Origin of the sequence: Cyanobium sp. WKJ7-Wakatipu (assembly GCF_024345355.1) — a bacterium.
Taxonomy (GTDB): Bacteria; Cyanobacteriota; Cyanobacteriia; order PCC-6307; family Cyanobiaceae; genus Cyanobium_A; species Cyanobium_A usitatum.
Window position 1 is genome coordinate 89,210 of sequence record NZ_JAGQAY010000001.1, and the last position, 16,185, is coordinate 105,394.

Annotated in this window: 15 protein-coding genes; 3 read left to right on the forward strand and 12 right to left on the reverse strand. The window is 60.9% G+C overall.

All coding sequences use genetic code 11. From position 1 onward, the window contains the following. Nucleotides 1-40: 40 nt before the first annotated feature. Nucleotides 41-2,206, reverse strand: coding sequence for a glycine--tRNA ligase subunit beta (glyS, locus tag KBY83_RS00450; protein ID WP_255017784.1), 2,166 nt, complete (start codon nucleotides 2,204-2,206; stop codon nucleotides 41-43). Between the two features lie 82 nt (nucleotides 2,207-2,288). On the opposite strand from glyS, the gene sir reads away from it, so the two are divergent. Both sir and KBY83_RS00460 read left to right on the forward strand, forming a co-directional pair. Continuing rightward, nucleotides 2,289-4,025: a sulfite reductase, ferredoxin dependent gene (gene sir / locus KBY83_RS00455; RefSeq protein ID WP_255017785.1), complete on the forward strand. Its 1,737-nt coding sequence runs from the start codon at nucleotides 2,289-2,291 to the stop codon at nucleotides 4,023-4,025. Then, nucleotides 4,022-4,369 carry a hypothetical protein gene (locus KBY83_RS00460; protein ID WP_255017786.1) on the forward strand — a complete coding sequence of 116 codons (348 nt, stop codon included), beginning with the start codon at nucleotides 4,022-4,024 and terminating at the stop codon, nucleotides 4,367-4,369. Before sir ends, KBY83_RS00460 begins: the two co-directional genes overlap by 4 nt. Here the strand turns inward: KBY83_RS00460 and KBY83_RS00465 are convergent. Beyond that, nucleotides 4,327-5,049 (reverse strand): M15 family metallopeptidase, encoded by a 723-nt coding sequence (locus KBY83_RS00465; protein ID WP_255017787.1) that lies wholly within the window; start codon nucleotides 5,047-5,049, stop codon nucleotides 4,327-4,329. The two genes, KBY83_RS00460 and KBY83_RS00465, sit on opposite strands and share 43 nt — an antisense overlap. Before the next feature lie 117 nt (nucleotides 5,050-5,166). Between KBY83_RS00465 and KBY83_RS00470 the strand changes: the two genes are divergently transcribed. Beyond that, nucleotides 5,167-6,171 carry a sigma-70 family RNA polymerase sigma factor gene (locus KBY83_RS00470; RefSeq protein ID WP_255017788.1) on the forward strand — a complete coding sequence of 335 codons (1,005 nt, stop codon included), beginning with the start codon at nucleotides 5,167-5,169 and terminating at the stop codon, nucleotides 6,169-6,171. 40 nt (nucleotides 6,172-6,211) lie between these two features. Here the strand turns inward: KBY83_RS00470 and recG are convergent, their stop codons facing one another. The 10 genes from recG to KBY83_RS00520 all read right to left on the reverse strand — a co-directional run bounded on the left by recG (nucleotide 6,212) and on the right by KBY83_RS00520 (nucleotide 16,178). Further along, complete coding sequence (gene recG / locus KBY83_RS00475) at nucleotides 6,212-8,722, reverse strand: ATP-dependent DNA helicase RecG (RefSeq protein WP_255017789.1); 2,511 nt, start codon at nucleotides 8,720-8,722, stop codon at nucleotides 6,212-6,214. Beyond that, nucleotides 8,671-9,801 (reverse strand): hypothetical protein, encoded by a 1,131-nt coding sequence (locus KBY83_RS00480; RefSeq protein ID WP_255017790.1) that lies wholly within the window; start codon nucleotides 9,799-9,801, stop codon nucleotides 8,671-8,673. Before KBY83_RS00480 ends, recG begins: the two co-directional genes overlap by 52 nt. An 11-nt stretch (nucleotides 9,802-9,812) precedes the next feature. Then, nucleotides 9,813-10,472 carry a translation elongation factor Ts gene (gene tsf / locus KBY83_RS00485; RefSeq protein ID WP_106501824.1) on the reverse strand — a complete coding sequence of 220 codons (660 nt, stop codon included), beginning with the start codon at nucleotides 10,470-10,472 and terminating at the stop codon, nucleotides 9,813-9,815. A gap of 53 nt (nucleotides 10,473-10,525) precedes the next feature. Further along, entirely contained in the window at nucleotides 10,526-11,239 is a 714-nt protein-coding gene (gene rpsB, locus KBY83_RS00490; protein WP_094559589.1) for a 30S ribosomal protein S2, read from the reverse strand. Between the two features lie 142 nt (nucleotides 11,240-11,381). After that, on the reverse strand, nucleotides 11,382-12,335 hold the full coding sequence (locus tag KBY83_RS00495; RefSeq protein WP_255017791.1) for a glycosyltransferase family 2 protein: 954 nt from the start codon (nucleotides 12,333-12,335) through the stop codon (nucleotides 11,382-11,384). A gap of 76 nt (nucleotides 12,336-12,411) precedes the next feature. Continuing rightward, a complete protein-coding gene (locus KBY83_RS00500) occupies nucleotides 12,412-12,567 on the reverse strand; it encodes a hypothetical protein (RefSeq protein ID WP_011129965.1) in 156 nt (51 codons plus the stop codon). 35 nt (nucleotides 12,568-12,602) lie between these two features. Beyond that, a complete protein-coding gene (locus KBY83_RS00505) occupies nucleotides 12,603-13,295 on the reverse strand; it encodes a DevA family ABC transporter ATP-binding protein (protein ID WP_255017792.1) in 693 nt (230 codons plus the stop codon). Further along, on the reverse strand, nucleotides 13,295-14,467 hold the full coding sequence (gene devC / locus KBY83_RS00510; protein ID WP_255017793.1) for an ABC transporter permease DevC: 1,173 nt from the start codon (nucleotides 14,465-14,467) through the stop codon (nucleotides 13,295-13,297). The genes KBY83_RS00505 and devC overlap by 1 nt, the downstream gene beginning before the upstream one ends. Next, a complete protein-coding gene (locus KBY83_RS00515) occupies nucleotides 14,467-15,402 on the reverse strand; it encodes an HlyD family efflux transporter periplasmic adaptor subunit (protein WP_255017794.1) in 936 nt (311 codons plus the stop codon). The genes devC and KBY83_RS00515 overlap by 1 nt, the downstream gene beginning before the upstream one ends. Beyond that, complete coding sequence (locus KBY83_RS00520) at nucleotides 15,399-16,178, reverse strand: phycocyanobilin:ferredoxin oxidoreductase (protein WP_255017795.1); 780 nt, start codon at nucleotides 16,176-16,178, stop codon at nucleotides 15,399-15,401. The genes KBY83_RS00515 and KBY83_RS00520 overlap by 4 nt, the downstream gene beginning before the upstream one ends. Nucleotides 16,179-16,185: the final 7 nt, after the last annotated feature.

The window sequence follows — 16,185 nt, forward strand, 5'->3', positions numbered from 1 at the left end:
GGCATTTTGTTCAATAACAGGTAAACACTCTACGGGAATCTCATCCCACGATGCGACTGAAGTCAGCCAATACGGCAGCTTGATTGCGCAGCACCCCAAGCAAATGGAGACGGTTTTTGCGTACCGCTCCATCTTCGGCCATCACCATCACGCTCTGCTCGCCATCAAAGAAGGCCGCCAGGGCTGGGGCGCCAGCCGAAAGTCCTCCAGCCAGGTCGCGGTAGCGATCGTGGGCGCTACTGGTGGCGAAGGGCTCAAGCTTGTTGAGCACCGCCAACATGGCTGCCTCACTGCTTTTTTCGAATAGGCCAGGATCGACTACTACCTCGGCACAAAGCACGCTGCTTGGCAGATCGGCCTGGTTTGCGAGCCGCGCTGCACGGGTAACTACCGCCTGCACCGCTGCCAACTGACCCGAGCTGCGCAGCTCCATAAGCAGGGCAACTCGTTGCCGTCCATCCTCTGGATCGGAAAGCACCCGCCCTTGATCTCCCGTTTGCCCAGCCACCGCTTGCACTAGGTCGCTATCCATCCCACCTTCTTCGAGCAGGCTCACCAGTCGCTGGCGCAGAAAGTCGGCGAGCTCAGTGGTTAATCCCTCCGCATCAACGGTGTAGTGGGGCAGCAGCTCAGCCCAGTGCTGACATGAGCGCTGCAACAGGGCGAGCAGATCCAGGCGCCAGCCCTTATTCCACAAAATTTGCAGCAGGCCTTGACCCGCCCGGCGCAGGGCGTAGGGATCGGAGGAGCCGGTAGGACGTTCGCCCTTGGCGTAAATGCTTAAGAGCAACTCCAGGCGCTCAGCTAAGGCGACAACAGCTCCCGCATCGGAGCTTGGTAGGGCGTCGCCCGCACCACGCGGTAAGTAGTGCTCCAGCACAGCTAGGCCTACCTGATAGGGCTCTCCCTCTGCCACCAGGTATTTGCCCCCCATTGCCCCCTGCAGCTCTGGGAATTCACCCACCATCTGGCTCACAAGGTCGTGTTTGCAGAGATGGGCCGCCCGACGGGCATGGCTGCCACAGCTGGAGGAGAGCTCGAGCTGCTCAAGTAGGACGTCGGTGCACCATTCGAGCCGCTCAGTGCGATCTAGCAGGGAGCCCAAGCCCTCAGCGAAGGTGACACGCCCTAGCTGCGACCTGCGATCAATACTGGCGACATTGCGGTCAGCCCGTACAAAGAATTCAGCGTCGGCCAGTCGAGCCTTCAGCACCCTCTCGTTGCCACGCGCCACGCTGGCAGCGGCTTCAGGCAGGGCGTTGCTGACGCACAAAAAGCGTGGCAACAGGCTGGCTCGGGCATCAAGGGCCAGGGGATCAAGGTTATGGCCCTTTGCATAAAGGGGCACATAGCGTTGGTGCGAGCGCATCACGGTGCTGAGCACCTCGGCTGGCAGGCCTAGATAGTGCTCGTCGAAATGCCCCTCAAGCAAGGTGGGTGATTCGACTAGGTCAATCAGTTCCTGGAAGAGCGTCTCCGGCAGATCGGCATCGGCGTTATGGGTTGAGGCTGCAGCCTCAACAGCGCTGCGGATCAGAGCTCCACGGCGATCGCGATCAACCTCCACCCCGGCTGCGGCCAGCAGCTCGGTATGGGCCTCGGCGCTAGAAATGGTCACACTGGCCTGATGCAGGCGGTGGCCCCGGCTCTCCCGGCCCGCCGTCACTACCGGATCACTGCCCATGAGGCTTACGGGCACCAGCTCGGCATCGAGCAGAGCCACAAGCCACCTCACTGGCCTGGAGAAGCGACTCTCCCCCTCCCCCCAGCGCATGAAGCGGCGTCCCTGCAGGGCCTCAATCCAGAGGGGTACCTGGATTGCCAGCACATCGGTGGTGGACTGCCCTGGTTCGAGGCAGCTGGCAAATAAAAACGGCCCCTTAGGCGTGTCACGAATTTCCAGGGCCTCGGGAGCGACGCCACAGCGTTTCGCAAAGCCAAGGGCTGCAGCAGTTGGCTCGCCATCCTTTAGTGCCTGGGCCTGGGGAGGGCCCTTGCGCTCCTCCTCCAGGTCTGGCTGGCGATGCGGCAGCCCAGTCACGCTGACCACCAATCGGCGAGGCGTACTTGTGCAGTAGATGCCGGCGTGACTAAGCCTCAGGGTGGCGAGATCGCGGCGCACTAGCTGCTCCAGCTGGGGCAGGGCTAGCCGGGCAAAATCGGCCGGAAGTTCCTCAGTGCCGATTTCGAGCAAAAAAGTCGACACGGCGGCAGGGCAACACAAGACGACTGTATTGAACGCCGTTCGCTAGCTTCATTGATGTGCCGAGCGTTGTGCAAAGGACCTGATGCCCGAAGTCAAGCCGGCCGCCTCCAAATTTGAGCAGCTCAAGGACAGCAGTGGCCATCTGAAAGAGCCATTGCTGACGGAGCTCGGCAACGACTCCGCCAATTTCACGGAAGGTGCTGTCCAGATCCTGAAGTTTCACGGCAGTTACCAGCAGGACGACCGCGAAAACCGACGCAAGGGCGCGGAGAAGGATTGGCAGATGATGCTGCGGCTGCGCAATCCCGGTGGCCGAGTACCTGGGACGCTCTTTCTGGCGATAGACGAGCTTGCAGACCGGCTGGGCAACGGCAGCTTGCGGGTCACCACTCGCCAAGCATTTCAAATGCATGGCGTCCGAAAGGAGAACCTCAAAGAGGTTATTGGCACGATCGTGCGCGAACTGGGCTCGACCCTGGCTGCCTGTGGCGATATCAACCGCAATGTGATGGCCCCGGCAGCACCCTTTGAAAAGGGGGCATACCCGGCAGCTCGCAAGCTTGCCGACGACATCGCTGATTTGCTCGCCCCCCAGGCAGCTGAGGGTTCCTACCTCGACCTCTGGGTTGATGGTGAGCTCAGCTACAGAATCAAGCCCAGCCCAGCGGTAGCCAAGATCAAGGCACTGCAGCAGGAGGGTGCTGTCTTCAGCGGTGATGCGGCCGAACCGCTCTATGGCGGCACCTACCTGCCCCGAAAATTCAAGGTTGCAGTCACCGTTCCCGGCGACAACTCGGTGGACCTGCTGACCCAGGACATCGGCTTGGTGCTGTTCTGTGACCCCCAAGGCAGCCCCCTCGGATGCAACGTTTACGTAGGTGGTGGCATGGGCCGCACCCACAACAAGGAGGAGACCTTCGCCCGTACAGCGGACCGCCTCGGCTATGTGGCCTACGGGCACGTGCTTGAACTGCTGCAGGCGATCGTGGCCCTCCAGCGGGACCATGGCGACCGGGAGCAACGGCGTCATGCCCGGATGAAGTATTTGATCCACGACCGGGGTGTCGATTGGTTCCGTCAGGAGCTGCAGGAGCGCTATTTCGCCCACCCGATCAAGGCGATGCGGCTAGAGCCAAAAACCAAGCTCGAGGATTACCTCGGCTGGCATCGCCAGAGCCGTGGCCTCTGGTTTGTGGGCCTGCCGGTGCTGTGCGGTCGCCTTTCAGGTGAGTTCAAGAGCGGTTTACGTCGACTGGTCGACACCTACAAGCTGGAGGTGCGACTCACCCCCAACCAGGATCTGCTGCTCTGCAACATCGGCACCTCCCAGCGCTCCACCATCCGTGCTGCTTTGGCAGAGCTTGGTATGGATGCACCGGAAGCACCTGCACCGCTGCAGCGGCACGCACTGGCCTGTCCGGCCCTGCCCCTATGTGGTCTCGCTGTTACGGAAGCTGAGCGCATCCTGCCAAGCGTGCTGGAGCGGCTGGAAGCCCAGCTCAAGCGCCTTGAGATTTCCCGCTCGGTGCTAGTGCGCATCACCGGCTGCCCCAATGGCTGCGCCCGTCCCTACATGGCTGAGATCGGCCTGGTTGGCAGTGGTGTCGACCAATATCAGTTGTGGCTGGGGGGCACCCCCAACCTCAGCCGACTAGCGGAGCCCTACCTAGAGAAAATGCCGCTGGATGATCTAGAAACCACCCTCGAACCGCTGCTGAAGGCTTGGCAGAGTGCCGGCGGCCGCCGCAGCTTTGGTGATTTTGTGGTCAACAGTGGCCGTGACACCGTGCAGCAATGGCTAGAAGCAGCGGCTGGATGAGCTGGGCCCGCTTTGCCCTGTTCCTCTCCTTCACATTTCAGGTGGCTTTGATAAGGGCTCCCCTCTTGGCTCAGGGCCGGCAACAGTCACCACCACCTGCCTCACGCCAAACGCTCTACGACCCCGATCTGAGCACTTGCGATTCGGAGCGGATTCGAACCGCCTTTCAGCAGCAACTGCAGCCCTTTGCGGACCAGGGTGATGCCGTGCTGGCATACCTACGCCAGATTCAGCTGGAGATGACAGTCAAAACCCTCAGCCGCTGCGTAAGCCGCCAGTTGCTGAGCCCGGAACAGGCCGCTCAGCTGAGCCGGGAACTGGCCGAATCACCTACTCGTCCATAAAAGGCCTCCCTGGCGCCGCTACGCCAGGCCCACAGCTGATCCCCCCAGCTGAAGTGCCACCACTCGTTGGGGTGCTGCTCAAATCCTGCCCCAGCCATCACCCTGGCCAGCAACTGGCGCCGCTGGTGCCAGACAGCGGCAGGGCTGCTGGAATCAGCCAAGGCGGCAGCTTGATGAAATAAGGGTTCGGAAACCCTGCCAATCGCATCGATCTCTCCCCCCATCGCCAGGGCCTGGCCGCCAGCATCAGCGAGGGTGAGATCCACGGCGGCTCCGGTGCTGTGGGGTGGTGGGGTGGCCGGATCATCGCTGGGAGGGGCCCAGAAGCGGCCCACGGCAGCCTCTGCCCGATCTCGCTCTAAGGAGGGATGGTCGGGGTTGATGCCGATTCGGCCACACTCGGCCACTAGGGAGTGGCGCACCATGAAGCGCTGCACGGCCACGGGCCTCCAGGCATCAAAAATCGCCAAGCTCCAGCCAGGCTGCTCCTTCTGCAGCTCCTGCTGGGCTTGCAGCAGGCGGGTGACCACGCCTTGCCGCAGCCGAAATGGAGATGCATCAGGCCCATAGGGCGCTCCCAGGACCGCGTAGGGATGGGGTTCGAGCCGCAGCAAGGCCGTTGGGATTTTCTGCAGCGGTTCATCAACCTCAGTAATCGGAATGGAATTCCAGGGGCGCAAAGGAGCTGCAGTCAGGCTTTGCCATTCAAGCTGGGCAGCAAAGCTAGAGGTGGCCGGCAGATCAGGGTATCCAGCCCCTAAGGTTTCGAAACTCTGACGATCACCCAGACCTCGCCCATGCCCACTCGCTTCGTTTTGAGCGGCGATCACCCTCTAGATGGCAGCCATGGCCGAGATTTGTTGCGCTCCTACATGCGCGACATCAGCAGGGTGCCGTTGTTGAGCGCCGAGCAGGAGATCACCCTTGGGCGCCAGGTTCAACAACTGGTCGCACTCGATGAGGTTCGCGAGGAGCTCACCTTGAGGGCTGGCGGGGTTGCCCCAAATGACCAAGACTTTGCTGTTGCTGTCGATCTGGAAATAGATGAGCTTCAAGCCAGGATCCGAGATGGCAGGCAGGCCAAGGAAAGAATGGTTTCGGCGAATCTGCGCTTGGTGGTTTCAATAGCCAAGAACTACACCAACAGCAGCTTTGAGCTTGCAGATCTGATCCAGGAGGGCACGATTGGCCTGGTGCGAGGCGTGGAAAAATTTGATCCCAGTCGTGGATATAAGTTTTCTACCTACGCCTACTGGTGGATACGGGAGGGCATCACTCAAGCAATCAAGAATAAGAGCCGCACGATTCGCCTACCAGCACCAATCACGGCCGCCCTCAGCAAACTCAAGCGCTGCCAGCGTGAGCTGACCCAGCTATTAGGCCGTCCGCCCAGGCTTCATGAGCTTGCTTCAGCCGCAGGCATGACTGAACTGGACGTTGAGGAGATGATGTTTCGAGCCGTGCAGCCGCTCAGCTGCGATTACACCACAGCTGACGGGGAAGCCATCAATCTGCTTGATAAAGTAGCCTGCGACGGAGTGCAACCTGATCAGCTAGCACTAGAGGATTGTCTCAAGACTAATATCCGTAAGTTGCTGGATCAGTTGCCTGAACAGGAGGCCCAATTACTTAGGATGCTTTACGGCATCGACCAGGAGACGGCTTTGAGTTTGTCAGCAGTTGCTCGCGAACTTGGCATCAGTCGTGATACTGCCCGTGGACTAGAGCGTCGGGCTGTTGCTTCTATGCGCGTTTTATCAGGGCAGGCCTCCGACTACCTATCCGACTACCTGTCCGCCTAGTAAGTCAGCACGCCACCTCATGTTTGGGGGGTTTTCGTAGTTAGTTAAGCCGGGCCGCTTGATCCATCTGGCGCCGCCGCTGCTCAGCCAAAGCATGGGCAAGCCCTTGATGCTGCCGCAATTCCGGATCAGCAGCTGTGATCTGGCGAGCAATGTCGCGTGCTTCTTCGAGCACAGTTCCATCCTCGGTGAGACTCGCCAGGGCCAAATCCGGCAGGCCGCTCTGGCGTGTACCCAATACCTGGCCGGGCCCCCGCAGGCGCAGATCCATCTCGGCTATTTCAAAGCCATCGCTGGTGCGCACCAGCACCTCAAGCCGCTGGCGGGCTAGCACGTTGCTGCTGTCGTTGATCAACAGGCAGTAGGAGGCGGCAGCTCCCCGCCCCACTCGACCCCGCAGCTGGTGCAACTGGGCAAGGCCGAAGCGTTCAGCATGTTCAATCACCATCACGCTGGCCTCCGGGACATCAACTCCCACCTCCACGACCGTGGTGCTTACAAGCACCTGGGTTAGTCCGCTGGCGAAGGCGCCGATGGCAGCCTGCTTCTCAGCGCTGCTTAGCCGGCCATGCAATAGCCCTACCGCTAAATCCGGAAACTCCTCCTCACTTAGCTGTCGGTGCACCTCCACAGCCGAGCGCAGCTCGAGCTTCTCCGACTCCTCCACCAGCGGCAACACCACATAGGCCCGCTGCCCAAGGGCCACTTGCTCGCGGATCAGCTCATAGCCCAGCTGGCGCTGACTGCCTTTGATCATGCTGGTGCGGATTGGCTGGCGTCCCGGGGGTAATTCGTCGATCTGGCTGACATCCAGATCGCCATGAAGAGACAGAGCCAGGGTGCGAGGAATTGGTGTAGCCGTCATCGTCAGCAGATGGGGCTGCAGCCCTTTGGCCAGTAATCGATTGCGCTGGCGCACCCCGAAGCGGTGCTGTTCATCAACGACAACCAAACCAAGCCGATCGAACTGCACTGGGTCCTCCAGCAGGGCGTGGGTACCCACCAGCAGTTGCAGCTGACCGTTGACTAGGTCCTGCAGCAGCTGGCGCCGTCTCGGAGCTGGGGTGGAGCCAGTGAGAAGAGCTGAAGTGACGTGCAACTGGGGCAGCCATTCCGCCAGCTTGCGGTAGTGCTGTTCGGCCAGCACCTCGGTAGGGGCCATCAGGGCCCCCTGGCAGCCCCCCTCGATCGCAGTGAGTAGGGACGCCAGGGCAACAACGGTTTTGCCACTGCCCACATCCCCTTGCACCAAACGGGCCATGGGCTGGGGGCGGCTCAGATCGGCGCGGATCTCAGCCAGCACCCGTTGCTGGGCACCGGTAAGGCCAAAGGGCAGGATGGTTAGAAATTGCTGCACCAGGCCCTCGCCACCAGGGGGCAAGGCCAGGGGTGGAGCAGGTCTCAGGCTCAGTTGGCGGCGCCGTTGGGCCAGGCCCAACTGCAGCAGCAAAAACTCATCAAACACCAAGCGGCGACGGCTTGCCTGTAGCTGCTCCTGGCCGCTGGGCCCATGGATCTGGGTAAGCGCTTCGGAGCGGCCCATCAGCTTCTGGCTGTGGCGCAGGGCCTCAGGCAGGGGATCTGGCCAGCTACTCACTAAGGGAATCACGGCTTCGACCACCTGGCGCAGCCGGTCGGCACCCAATCCTTCAGTGAGGCCGTAGACAGGCAGGAGCCTGCCGATCGTTTCGGAGCGCACCGGTGCCTGGGCCGACTCCAAAACCTCCATCAACGGATCCTGAAACGCCGGCCCATAGGGGGTTTCCTTGACCAGACCACTGACCGCGACGGTGGCTCCAACTGGGAACAGGCGTTGCTGGGATTGCAGCCAACCAGGACTAGAAAAGCGCTGCCCGGCAAAAAAGCGACTCACCTTGATCCGCCCTGTGCAATCGACTAGGTGAAGTTCGAGAATCGAAAGGTTGGGATTGCGCGGGCTGGCAAAGGCATGGCTGCGGCGCACCGTCGCCACAATCGTGGCGGTGGTTCCCGGGTTGAGCCCGTTGATCCGCACGAGATTGGCGTAGTCGAGATAGTCACGCGGGTAGTAGTGCACTAGGTCGCGCACCAGCAGTAAACCGAGCTGGGCTAAACGGCTGGCGGTCTTGGGGCCCACCCCGCGAACTTCCGAGAGGGGCGTATCCGCGTTGAGGCTGGCTGAATTGGGGGCCTTGCCGGCGACTGTTGAGTTTGATACCAGCCGCAGCCGGGGTGGCGCTACCGCCAGCACTGGCTGCTGGGCCTGGCGTAGGGCATGCAGCCTTTCTCTAGCCGTTCGCACCAGGCTCTGGCGCCTGGCTAGGGGCAACTCGCCATAGGACTGAAAACCAGCTGACAGATCAAGTAAGCGCTGCAGGGCTTCGGCAGGCAGATCCTGCGGCCGCTGTTGCAATTGCTGCACCACAAAGCTGCTGAAGCAGGTTTGACGGCCCTTTAGGTCGATAAATCCTCGGTCGGCCTCCACCTGCAGGGCTTGCTGCAGAGCCCGCAGCCAGGCCTCTAGTCCGGGCAGCTCGGCAGGCTCTGGGCTGGGTTGATGTCCTGCAGCCACAGCTGTTCCGCCTCTAATGCCTGAACCCGCCGCCTGAGACGGCGATAGTGCTGAGCCATTCTGCGCACCTCCTGCCGGTGCTGCTGGATCCGGGTACGACAGGTGTGCAATTTGGGCAGGGAATGCTCAAGGTCAGCAGGCCGAAGCAGCACCGCTATAGCTTCAAGGCGACCGGCCGCAGGCTCCGGGCCGAAGGGCAGGGGCAAGCGCAGCAGATTCGCTGGAGCTTCCAAGCTCTCCAATTGCGCTGTAAGAGCAGCATCAAGCAGGCTGACAGGCAACAAGGTTGTGGTTATCCCCAGCCGCATTAGCTCAACGTTGAGAGCATGGGAGAGATTGCGCAGGCGGCGGCTGAGAGCCTGCTCAAAGCCGCCGATCCAGGCGAGCAGCAGCGCAGGGTCTGAAGGTAGGCGCCCTCCGTCCCATGGCGTAGGAGTCCGGTTGGACGGCTCCACCAACCAATCGCTGAAGGCTTCCGCCATGGCCCGCATGGTCACCTCACGGTCTTGCTGGCCATCTACCTCTTCATGTTGCTCGTCCGCTTCCTCGATCTCAGCCCCTGGGTGATTGCTATTGGGCTCCACCAGCTCAACCGGAGGGCGGAGGGTGAAGCTGGAGGGGCTGAGGAAGTCAGCTCCAATCGGAAGGGCCATTCCAAGGTTGATTGATCCCCTTGCTGGAGTCTCCTCAGCCTGGTCGTGCTCCTCTGATTCAGAGTCGTCCCCTCCCACGGCCGCCAGCAGCCTGCTGCGTTGGCGGCTGAGTTGCTTGTTGTGTTCGCTGGCTATCTGAGCGGCTAGGTGGGCGGTTTGCTCAACTGTGAGCATGCTGCTAGCCCGCTGAACCAGGTTGCGGATGCGCCGATGCAGCACCCGGCGCTTGTTGCCATCCAGATCGCTGTAACGATCAGGATGCACTTGGGTCGCAACATGAAAACAAGCCTGTTGAACACTGTTCAACAGGCCGTCTCTGAGCACCTGGAGATAGAGAGCCAGGTGGCGATAGAGCTGGGGGTTGGAGGCCCCCAGCTGGGATTCCAGATCCTCAAGCTGCTGATGGGCATCCTCCAATGGGGTCACTGGCTTGCTGATCAGGCCGTCTGGCTCATGGCTGCCACTTCGGCAGCGAAATCTGATTTCTCCACCTCAATGCCCTCACCAAGGGTGAAGCGGGTGAAGCGACGCACCTGGATGTTTTCGCCCACCTTGCCGGCCACCTGCTTCACCATCTCCGCCACGGTGACAGCGCTGTCTTTGATGAAAGGCTGATCTAGCAGGGCTAGTTCCTTGAGGCGCTTGCCAATTCGGCCCTCAACGATCTTGACCTTCATCTGCTCGGGTTTGCCCTCGAGATCATCACGACCCATCTCGATGGACTTTTCGCGCTCAGAAATCTCAGCAGGAATCTGATCGGTGCTTACGTACTCCACACCAGGACAGGCAGCGATCTGCATGGCCACATTGCGCAGCAATTCCTGGAAGACGTCGCCACGGGCAACGAAGTCGGTTTCGCAGTTGACCTCCACCAGCACGCCCACACGAGCGCCAGTGTGGATGTAGCTGCCCACGGCACCTTCAGCGGCGGTGCGTCCAGCCTTTTTCTCAGCGGTCGCAATGCCCTTCTGGCGCAGCCACTCGGTGGCTTTGGTGGCATCACCACCACATTCAGAGAGCGCCTTCTTGCAGTCCATCATTCCTGCGCCGGTTTTATCGCGCAGTTCTTTAACCAGCTTTGCCGAAATCTCAGCCATGGGTTGGTATGGGGTACGGGTTACTAAGTTGTGAACGATAAGAGGGAAGGGGATCAGCCCTCGTCGTCACGGCCCTGATCTTGAGCTCCGTGGCGGCCTTCGTTGATGGCATCGGCAAGGCGGCCAAGCACCAGCTGCACGGAACGAACGGCGTCGTCGTTGCAGGGGATCGGCACGTCGCAGAGGTCGGGATCGCAGTTGGTGTCGAGCATGGACACCAAGGGAATATCGAGCTTGCGAGCTTCAAGCACGGCGTTTGTTTCACGGCGCTGATCGACCAGCACGACTACGTCGGGCAGGCGGCGCATGTTTTTCAAACCACCCAGATACTTCTGCAGGCGCTCCAGTTCACGGCGCAGCACAGCAGCTTCCTTCTTAGGACGCATAGCGATGGCGCCCGAACTTTCCATGCGCTCCAGATCCTTGAGCCGATCGATGCGAGCACGCATCGTGGTCCAGTTGGTGAGCATGCCGCCCAGCCAGCGCTGGTTGACATAAGATGCGCCGCAACGGGTGGCCTCCAGGGCAATCACTTCAGAGGCCTGCTTCTTGGTACCAACAAACAGGAAGCGCTTGCCACTGCGGGCCGCACTACGAGTCCACTTGTAGGCGTTGTTCATGCAGACGGCGGTCTGCACCAGATCAATGATGTGAACCCCGTTGCGCGCGCAATAGATGTAGCGCGACATCTTGGGATTCCACCGGCGCGTTTGGTGCCCAAAGTGGGCACCTGCCTCCATCATCTCGGCAAGAGTTACAACAGCCATAATTTGGGGTTGGGGTTTCGGGTTTGCCTCCACCTGCCAGGGATCCAGAACAACCCGAACGACCAGAAGGGTCGACGGGCATTGCTGCTCGGATCACCCGAAACACGCAGGTGTGCGGTGTGATTTGTACGAAAGTACCCTATCAAATAGGGCTAGGGGCTTGACCCGAACCCTTGAGTGCTTTCGCTTCTGCAAACAGGGCCCGCACTCCCAGGCGGTTGAGCGGCACTCGCAACAGCTCCATGGCCACACCCGCATGGCCGCGGCGGATCAACCAGGCAAGCAGGGGCCGCAGGGTCCTTTCGTTGAGCAGGCCGCCCAGGGTGAGTGCCTCCCAGAGCAGGCGATGCAGCCAAGTGAACTGAATGATCAGCCGCACCCGCCGGGTTGGGTGCTTTCGGTAGAAGACCAGTCCCATTTTTGCTCGCTCCCGCTCCACCCGAATCAAATCGGGGATCTGCTCCAAATTCAGGGCTGGATGCCAGTGATAGCCAACGGCCTCCGGGCAGCGCACCAGCCCAACTCCAAGCCGCCTCAGTCTTTCGCCGAGCTCCAGGTCTTCCCAGCCATACAAACGGAAACGCGTATCAAACAGGCCAGCCTGCTCAAGCAGCTGCCGATCAATCGCCACGTTGCCGGTCGCGAAATAGGCAAAGGAATGATCCTGAAGCTTGTGTGGTTCGCTGCAGGGATCCTGGAAATTGGCGGTGTTTATGACGGCCCCATAGGTGAAACAGAGGCGGTTGCCGCGCCGCTGCCACTCGCGCTCTAGGGCTACAGCGTGGCAACGCAGAAAGCTGGGGGTAACCACCAAGTCGCTGTCTATGAAAACCACCACGTCGCCGCGGGCTGCATCCACACCCCGATTGCGGCCCTGAGCCGGCCCACCATGTTCCTGCTCGATCAGTCGCAGGTGCGGCAGCTGCAGGCTGTGCTGCCGCAGCCAGCTAACGGTGGCATCGGTTGAGCCGTCGTCGACGAGTACAACCTCATAGCCAGTGATCTCCGCTGCGGGATCCTGGGCCTCAAGGGCCAGCAGGCACTTCTGCAGGATCGGCAGGCGGTTGTAGGTGGGGATGACGACGCTGAGGAACATCGGAGTCGCAGCGAGGGGCTAAACAGCAAAAAGGGGATCCTTTCGGATCCCCTCAGCGATGCAAGGGCTGCACTGATCAGTCGGCGGCGCCACCGTTGTTGGCTGTGCCGGTAACGCCATTGCCGGCGCCTTCACCGCGGCCGTCGTTGCGCAGCTTGCGCTTCTTGAATTTGCGCGCGTAGGAGCGATTCCGCTCTTGCTTTTCCTTCTTGAGATTCCTGCGCTTAGCCATGCGAGCGGCGTGTTGGAGAGATGCGATTCTCCATCCTACTCAATTGCGAAGGCGCCCTTGCTCAACTGACCGTCCTCCATCTGCACAAGACGGTCTGCCACATCAAGAATCCGAGGGTCGTGGGTCACCATCAACACACCGCAACCCTGGTCCTTGGCTAGCCCCTTAAGCAGCTCGACCACCTCACGCCCGGTACGGGAGTCCAGAGATGCCGTGGGCTCATCGGCCAATAGGAGCTGGGGCCTGGCGGCTAGAGCCCGGGCGATCGAGACCCTTTGCTTCTGCCCACCGGAGAGATCATGGGGCAGCTTGCCAAGATGGTCGCTCAGGCCCACGACCCGCAACCATTCCCGAGATCTATCCCTACGGGCTCGATAACTGAGACCTTTCAGCAGGTCTGCACCCATCTGCACGTTTTGCTCCGCCGTAAGGCACCTGAGCAGGTTGTGGCCCTGAATGATCATGCCGATCCTGCGGCGCAACTTGAGCCGGTCGGTGCGGCTTGCTCCCTTGAGCTCTTCGCCAAACACCTGTACCGAGCCCTCCTGCACTTGGCGCAGAGCCCCAATAAGTGTCAACAGGGTTGTTTTGCCGCAGCCGGAGGGGCCGGTAAGCAGCACCACTTCACCGGGATCGACGCAAAGGCTGATGTCCTGGAGCACCTGGCGGCGATTGACGCCACTGCCAAATGAATGTCTCAAGCCTTCCAGGCGCACCATCGCAGCCATCAGAAAATCTCCGCGGGGTCGGCGTCACCAAGGCGCCGCATCGCCAGGGTTGCCGAGCCCATACACATCACCAAAATCATGATGAAGACCGTCAGTGCCCGGGTCAGATTCATTGATACCGGTAGCTGGGTGGCATTGCGCACCAGTAAATAAAGACCCTGGCCGGCGGCGTAGGCAGGCAGATAGCCGAATACAGCAAGCAGTATTCCCTCCCTAGCTACCACTCCAAGCAGGGTGGGGAGCCGGTAGCCCATCGCCATCAAGGTGGCGTATTCCGGCAGATGATCGCTAACGTCCGAATACAAAATCTGGTAGACGATTACGCAGCCCACCACGAAACCCATGGCAGCGCCGAGGGTGAAAATGAAACCGATCGAGGTGCTGGATCTCCAGTAGTCCTGCTCAAAGGCGATAAAGCCTGTTTTGGTCAGCACGCTGACGTCATCTGGTAAATCCCGCTTCAGCCTCTCGACCACCTCATCGGCATCGGCCCCAGCTCGCAAGCGGATCAGTCCCACCTCAATGCTGCCTGGAGGAGTATTTGGCAGTAGCTGGAGATAGGTCTCCTGGCTGGTGAGCAGATTGCCATCAGCGCCAAAGGAGGTGCCGAGCCCCACCAGGCCGGCCACCCTTACTTTCTTGCCATTGATCTCGCTTTCGACTGTGCGTCCGCTGCGAAACCATTCGGCTACAGGCCCAAACTCTGGCCTGGAGAGCTCATCGAAAAGCACTCGGCCCCGATCCTGCAAAAGCTTTGCCTTGGGCGCGAGGCTGGGGTCGGTGAATAGGGGATCGGCAGGTTCAAAGCCCAGGGTGAGGATTGAGCGGGTTGCCTTGGTGTCTGGGTTGCGCCAAAGCAGCAAATTCCAGTGAACCGGAGTAATCCCCTCCACATCTGGATCTGCCATGGCCTGCACCAGACGGCGGCGGGGAAAGCCGGCCATGCTCACCGAGCTGCTGGAACGGGGGCTGATTAACACCAGGTCGGTGTCAAAGAGGCGGTGAATAGTGACGCTGGCATCAAACAGGCCGTCCCTGAAGCCCAGCTGCATAAACATCAAAATGCCGGCGAAGGCGATGCCAGCCAGGGCGACAGCCAGGCGCACGGGCTGGCGAGTCAACAGCAGCCAGGCAAGGGGAATGCGGCGGCCCTGCCAGATACGGCCAAGCATCAGGGCTGTCCAGGCGCCCTGGTGGCAGCGAGGCGCGCAATCACTTTTAAGCCCGTGAGATCACGCACCCGCTGGCTATCAGCAGGATCTAGGGCCACCCGCACCTCCACAACCCTGGCATCTGCGTCTCCGGTGGGATCAGTTGAAAGCACTGAACGCTGACGAACCTGGGGACTGATCCGAATCACCTCGCCAGTAAGGGTGCCTTGATAACCACCGTTTTCGCTGATCAAAGAGACTCTCTGGCCAAGGCGCACTCGGTCGATGTCACTTTCGTAGACCTCAACCAAGGCCTGCATGCGGTTGCTGGCGCCGAGTTCAAGTACGCCTGTTTCAGTCGGGCGCTCTCCAACTCGGGCATGGAGTTTGAGCACGGTGCCAGCCATGGGCGCCCGTAGTTCGGTAAGCAGCAACTCAGCTTTGAGTTTCTCGCGTTCAGCCCATGCCTCGTTGCGATCACCCTGAAGCTTGAGCAGGTCAGTCTCGCGGTTGTCCAGCTCACCGCTGGGTATGGCTCCGGAACGACTCAGCTGGCGGTAGCGACGGACGTCGCGGGTTTGTACAGCCAATCTGGTGTCAAGGTTGCGAAGACGAGCCTCGATTAGCCGTTGTTGGGCCACAAGGGTGGGAGCTGTGTCAAAGCGAGCCAGCAGCTGGCCACTGCTCACGCGGTCGCCTTCCTCAACCAACAGCTCGGAGATACGGGGGCTCCCGCCGATGCCGCTGATGGGGGCCGCCAGCAAGCGCACATCACCAGCCGGCTCCAGCCGGCCAAGCGCTGCCACCGCTTCCTGATTACTAGGAGTGACGGCAACCACCGGTGCAGTCACTGGGGATGGTCGCTGCTGGCGGACTAGGGCGACAGCCAAAATCAACACCAGGGCCGCTCCGCCTAGCCACCAAAGCCGGTTAACCCCCAGTAAGGCGCGCTTCACGGTGCTGGCGGATCGTCGAACAACAACTCCTCGATGTAACGATCGGCCCACTCCGGGTTGAAGGCCTTCTCCAGCACCCGGCGGGTCTTGTCGTTTTGTTTCTGTTGCTTGCAATACCGGAGCTGACCCTGCCATCTGGCAAGCGTAGCTGGGTGGGTTGGTGCCTGAGCCTCGCTGGTGGCTATGGCCGACGCCAGCACATCGAGGTACCCGCTGACCTCGTCGAGAAACCCGGCCTCCTCAGCGGCGCTCGTGGGTCTCACAAAGCGAACGTAGGGCGAAAAAATTGACGCCCAGCCCGGCAGCTCCCGCTCCTGTACGAAGCTGCAGCGGGGCCTAGCGGCAAGAGCTTCACCGATACCGGCTGGGAGCTCACCGCAAACTGGCGAGAGGTCGACGATGGCGGCGGAGACCCCGGCCGGGCCGGCCACGATATCTGCCCCAAATACAGGCAGGTCGAAGCGGGGATCCGGAAAGAGTACGCAGTGCAAAATCTGCAATCCCGCTCCAAGGCGGGCGGTTTCCAGGTGCAGCTTGCGCAGTCCCCTGCAGCGACGCAGCTCGTTGCGTATGAATAGTGATTCGCCATCGAGGCTGCCACTAATGGCTTCGAGATCGGCAGAGACCGCAAACGCTTCCAATTCGGGCAGGCCTTGCCAGAACGTACGAATCCGTGCCGCTAGGGCGTCCATCAGGGGGTGAATCGCACAGCTTTCGCCGCAAGAGCTCTCGGGGCCAGCGTCGGGACTCTGAGACGAAGCGGGGGCGGAACTCACGACAGGA

Excerpts from the sequence above, each read along its gene's own strand:
- sir (WP_255017785.1), top strand. The coding sequence starts at position 2,289 with ATGCCCGAAGTCAAGCCGGCCGCCTCCAAATTTGAGCAGCTCAAGGAC.
- KBY83_RS00460 (WP_255017786.1), top strand. The coding sequence starts at position 4,022 with ATGAGCTGGGCCCGCTTTGCCCTGTTCCTCTCCTTCACATTTCAGGTG.
- KBY83_RS00470 (WP_255017788.1), top strand. The coding sequence starts at position 5,167 with ATGCCCACTCGCTTCGTTTTGAGCGGCGATCACCCTCTAGATGGCAGC.
- tsf (WP_106501824.1), bottom strand. The coding sequence starts at position 10,472 with ATGGCTGAGATTTCGGCAAAGCTGGTTAAAGAACTGCGCGATAAAACC.
- rpsB (WP_094559589.1), bottom strand. The coding sequence starts at position 11,239 with ATGGCTGTTGTAACTCTTGCCGAGATGATGGAGGCAGGTGCCCACTTT.
- KBY83_RS00495 (WP_255017791.1), bottom strand. The coding sequence starts at position 12,335 with ATGTTCCTCAGCGTCGTCATCCCCACCTACAACCGCCTGCCGATCCTG.
- KBY83_RS00500 (WP_011129965.1), bottom strand. The coding sequence starts at position 12,567 with ATGGCTAAGCGCAGGAATCTCAAGAAGGAAAAGCAAGAGCGGAATCGC.
- KBY83_RS00505 (WP_255017792.1), bottom strand. The coding sequence starts at position 13,295 with ATGGCTGCGATGGTGCGCCTGGAAGGCTTGAGACATTCATTTGGCAGT.
- devC (WP_255017793.1), bottom strand. The coding sequence starts at position 14,467 with ATGCTTGGCCGTATCTGGCAGGGCCGCCGCATTCCCCTTGCCTGGCTG.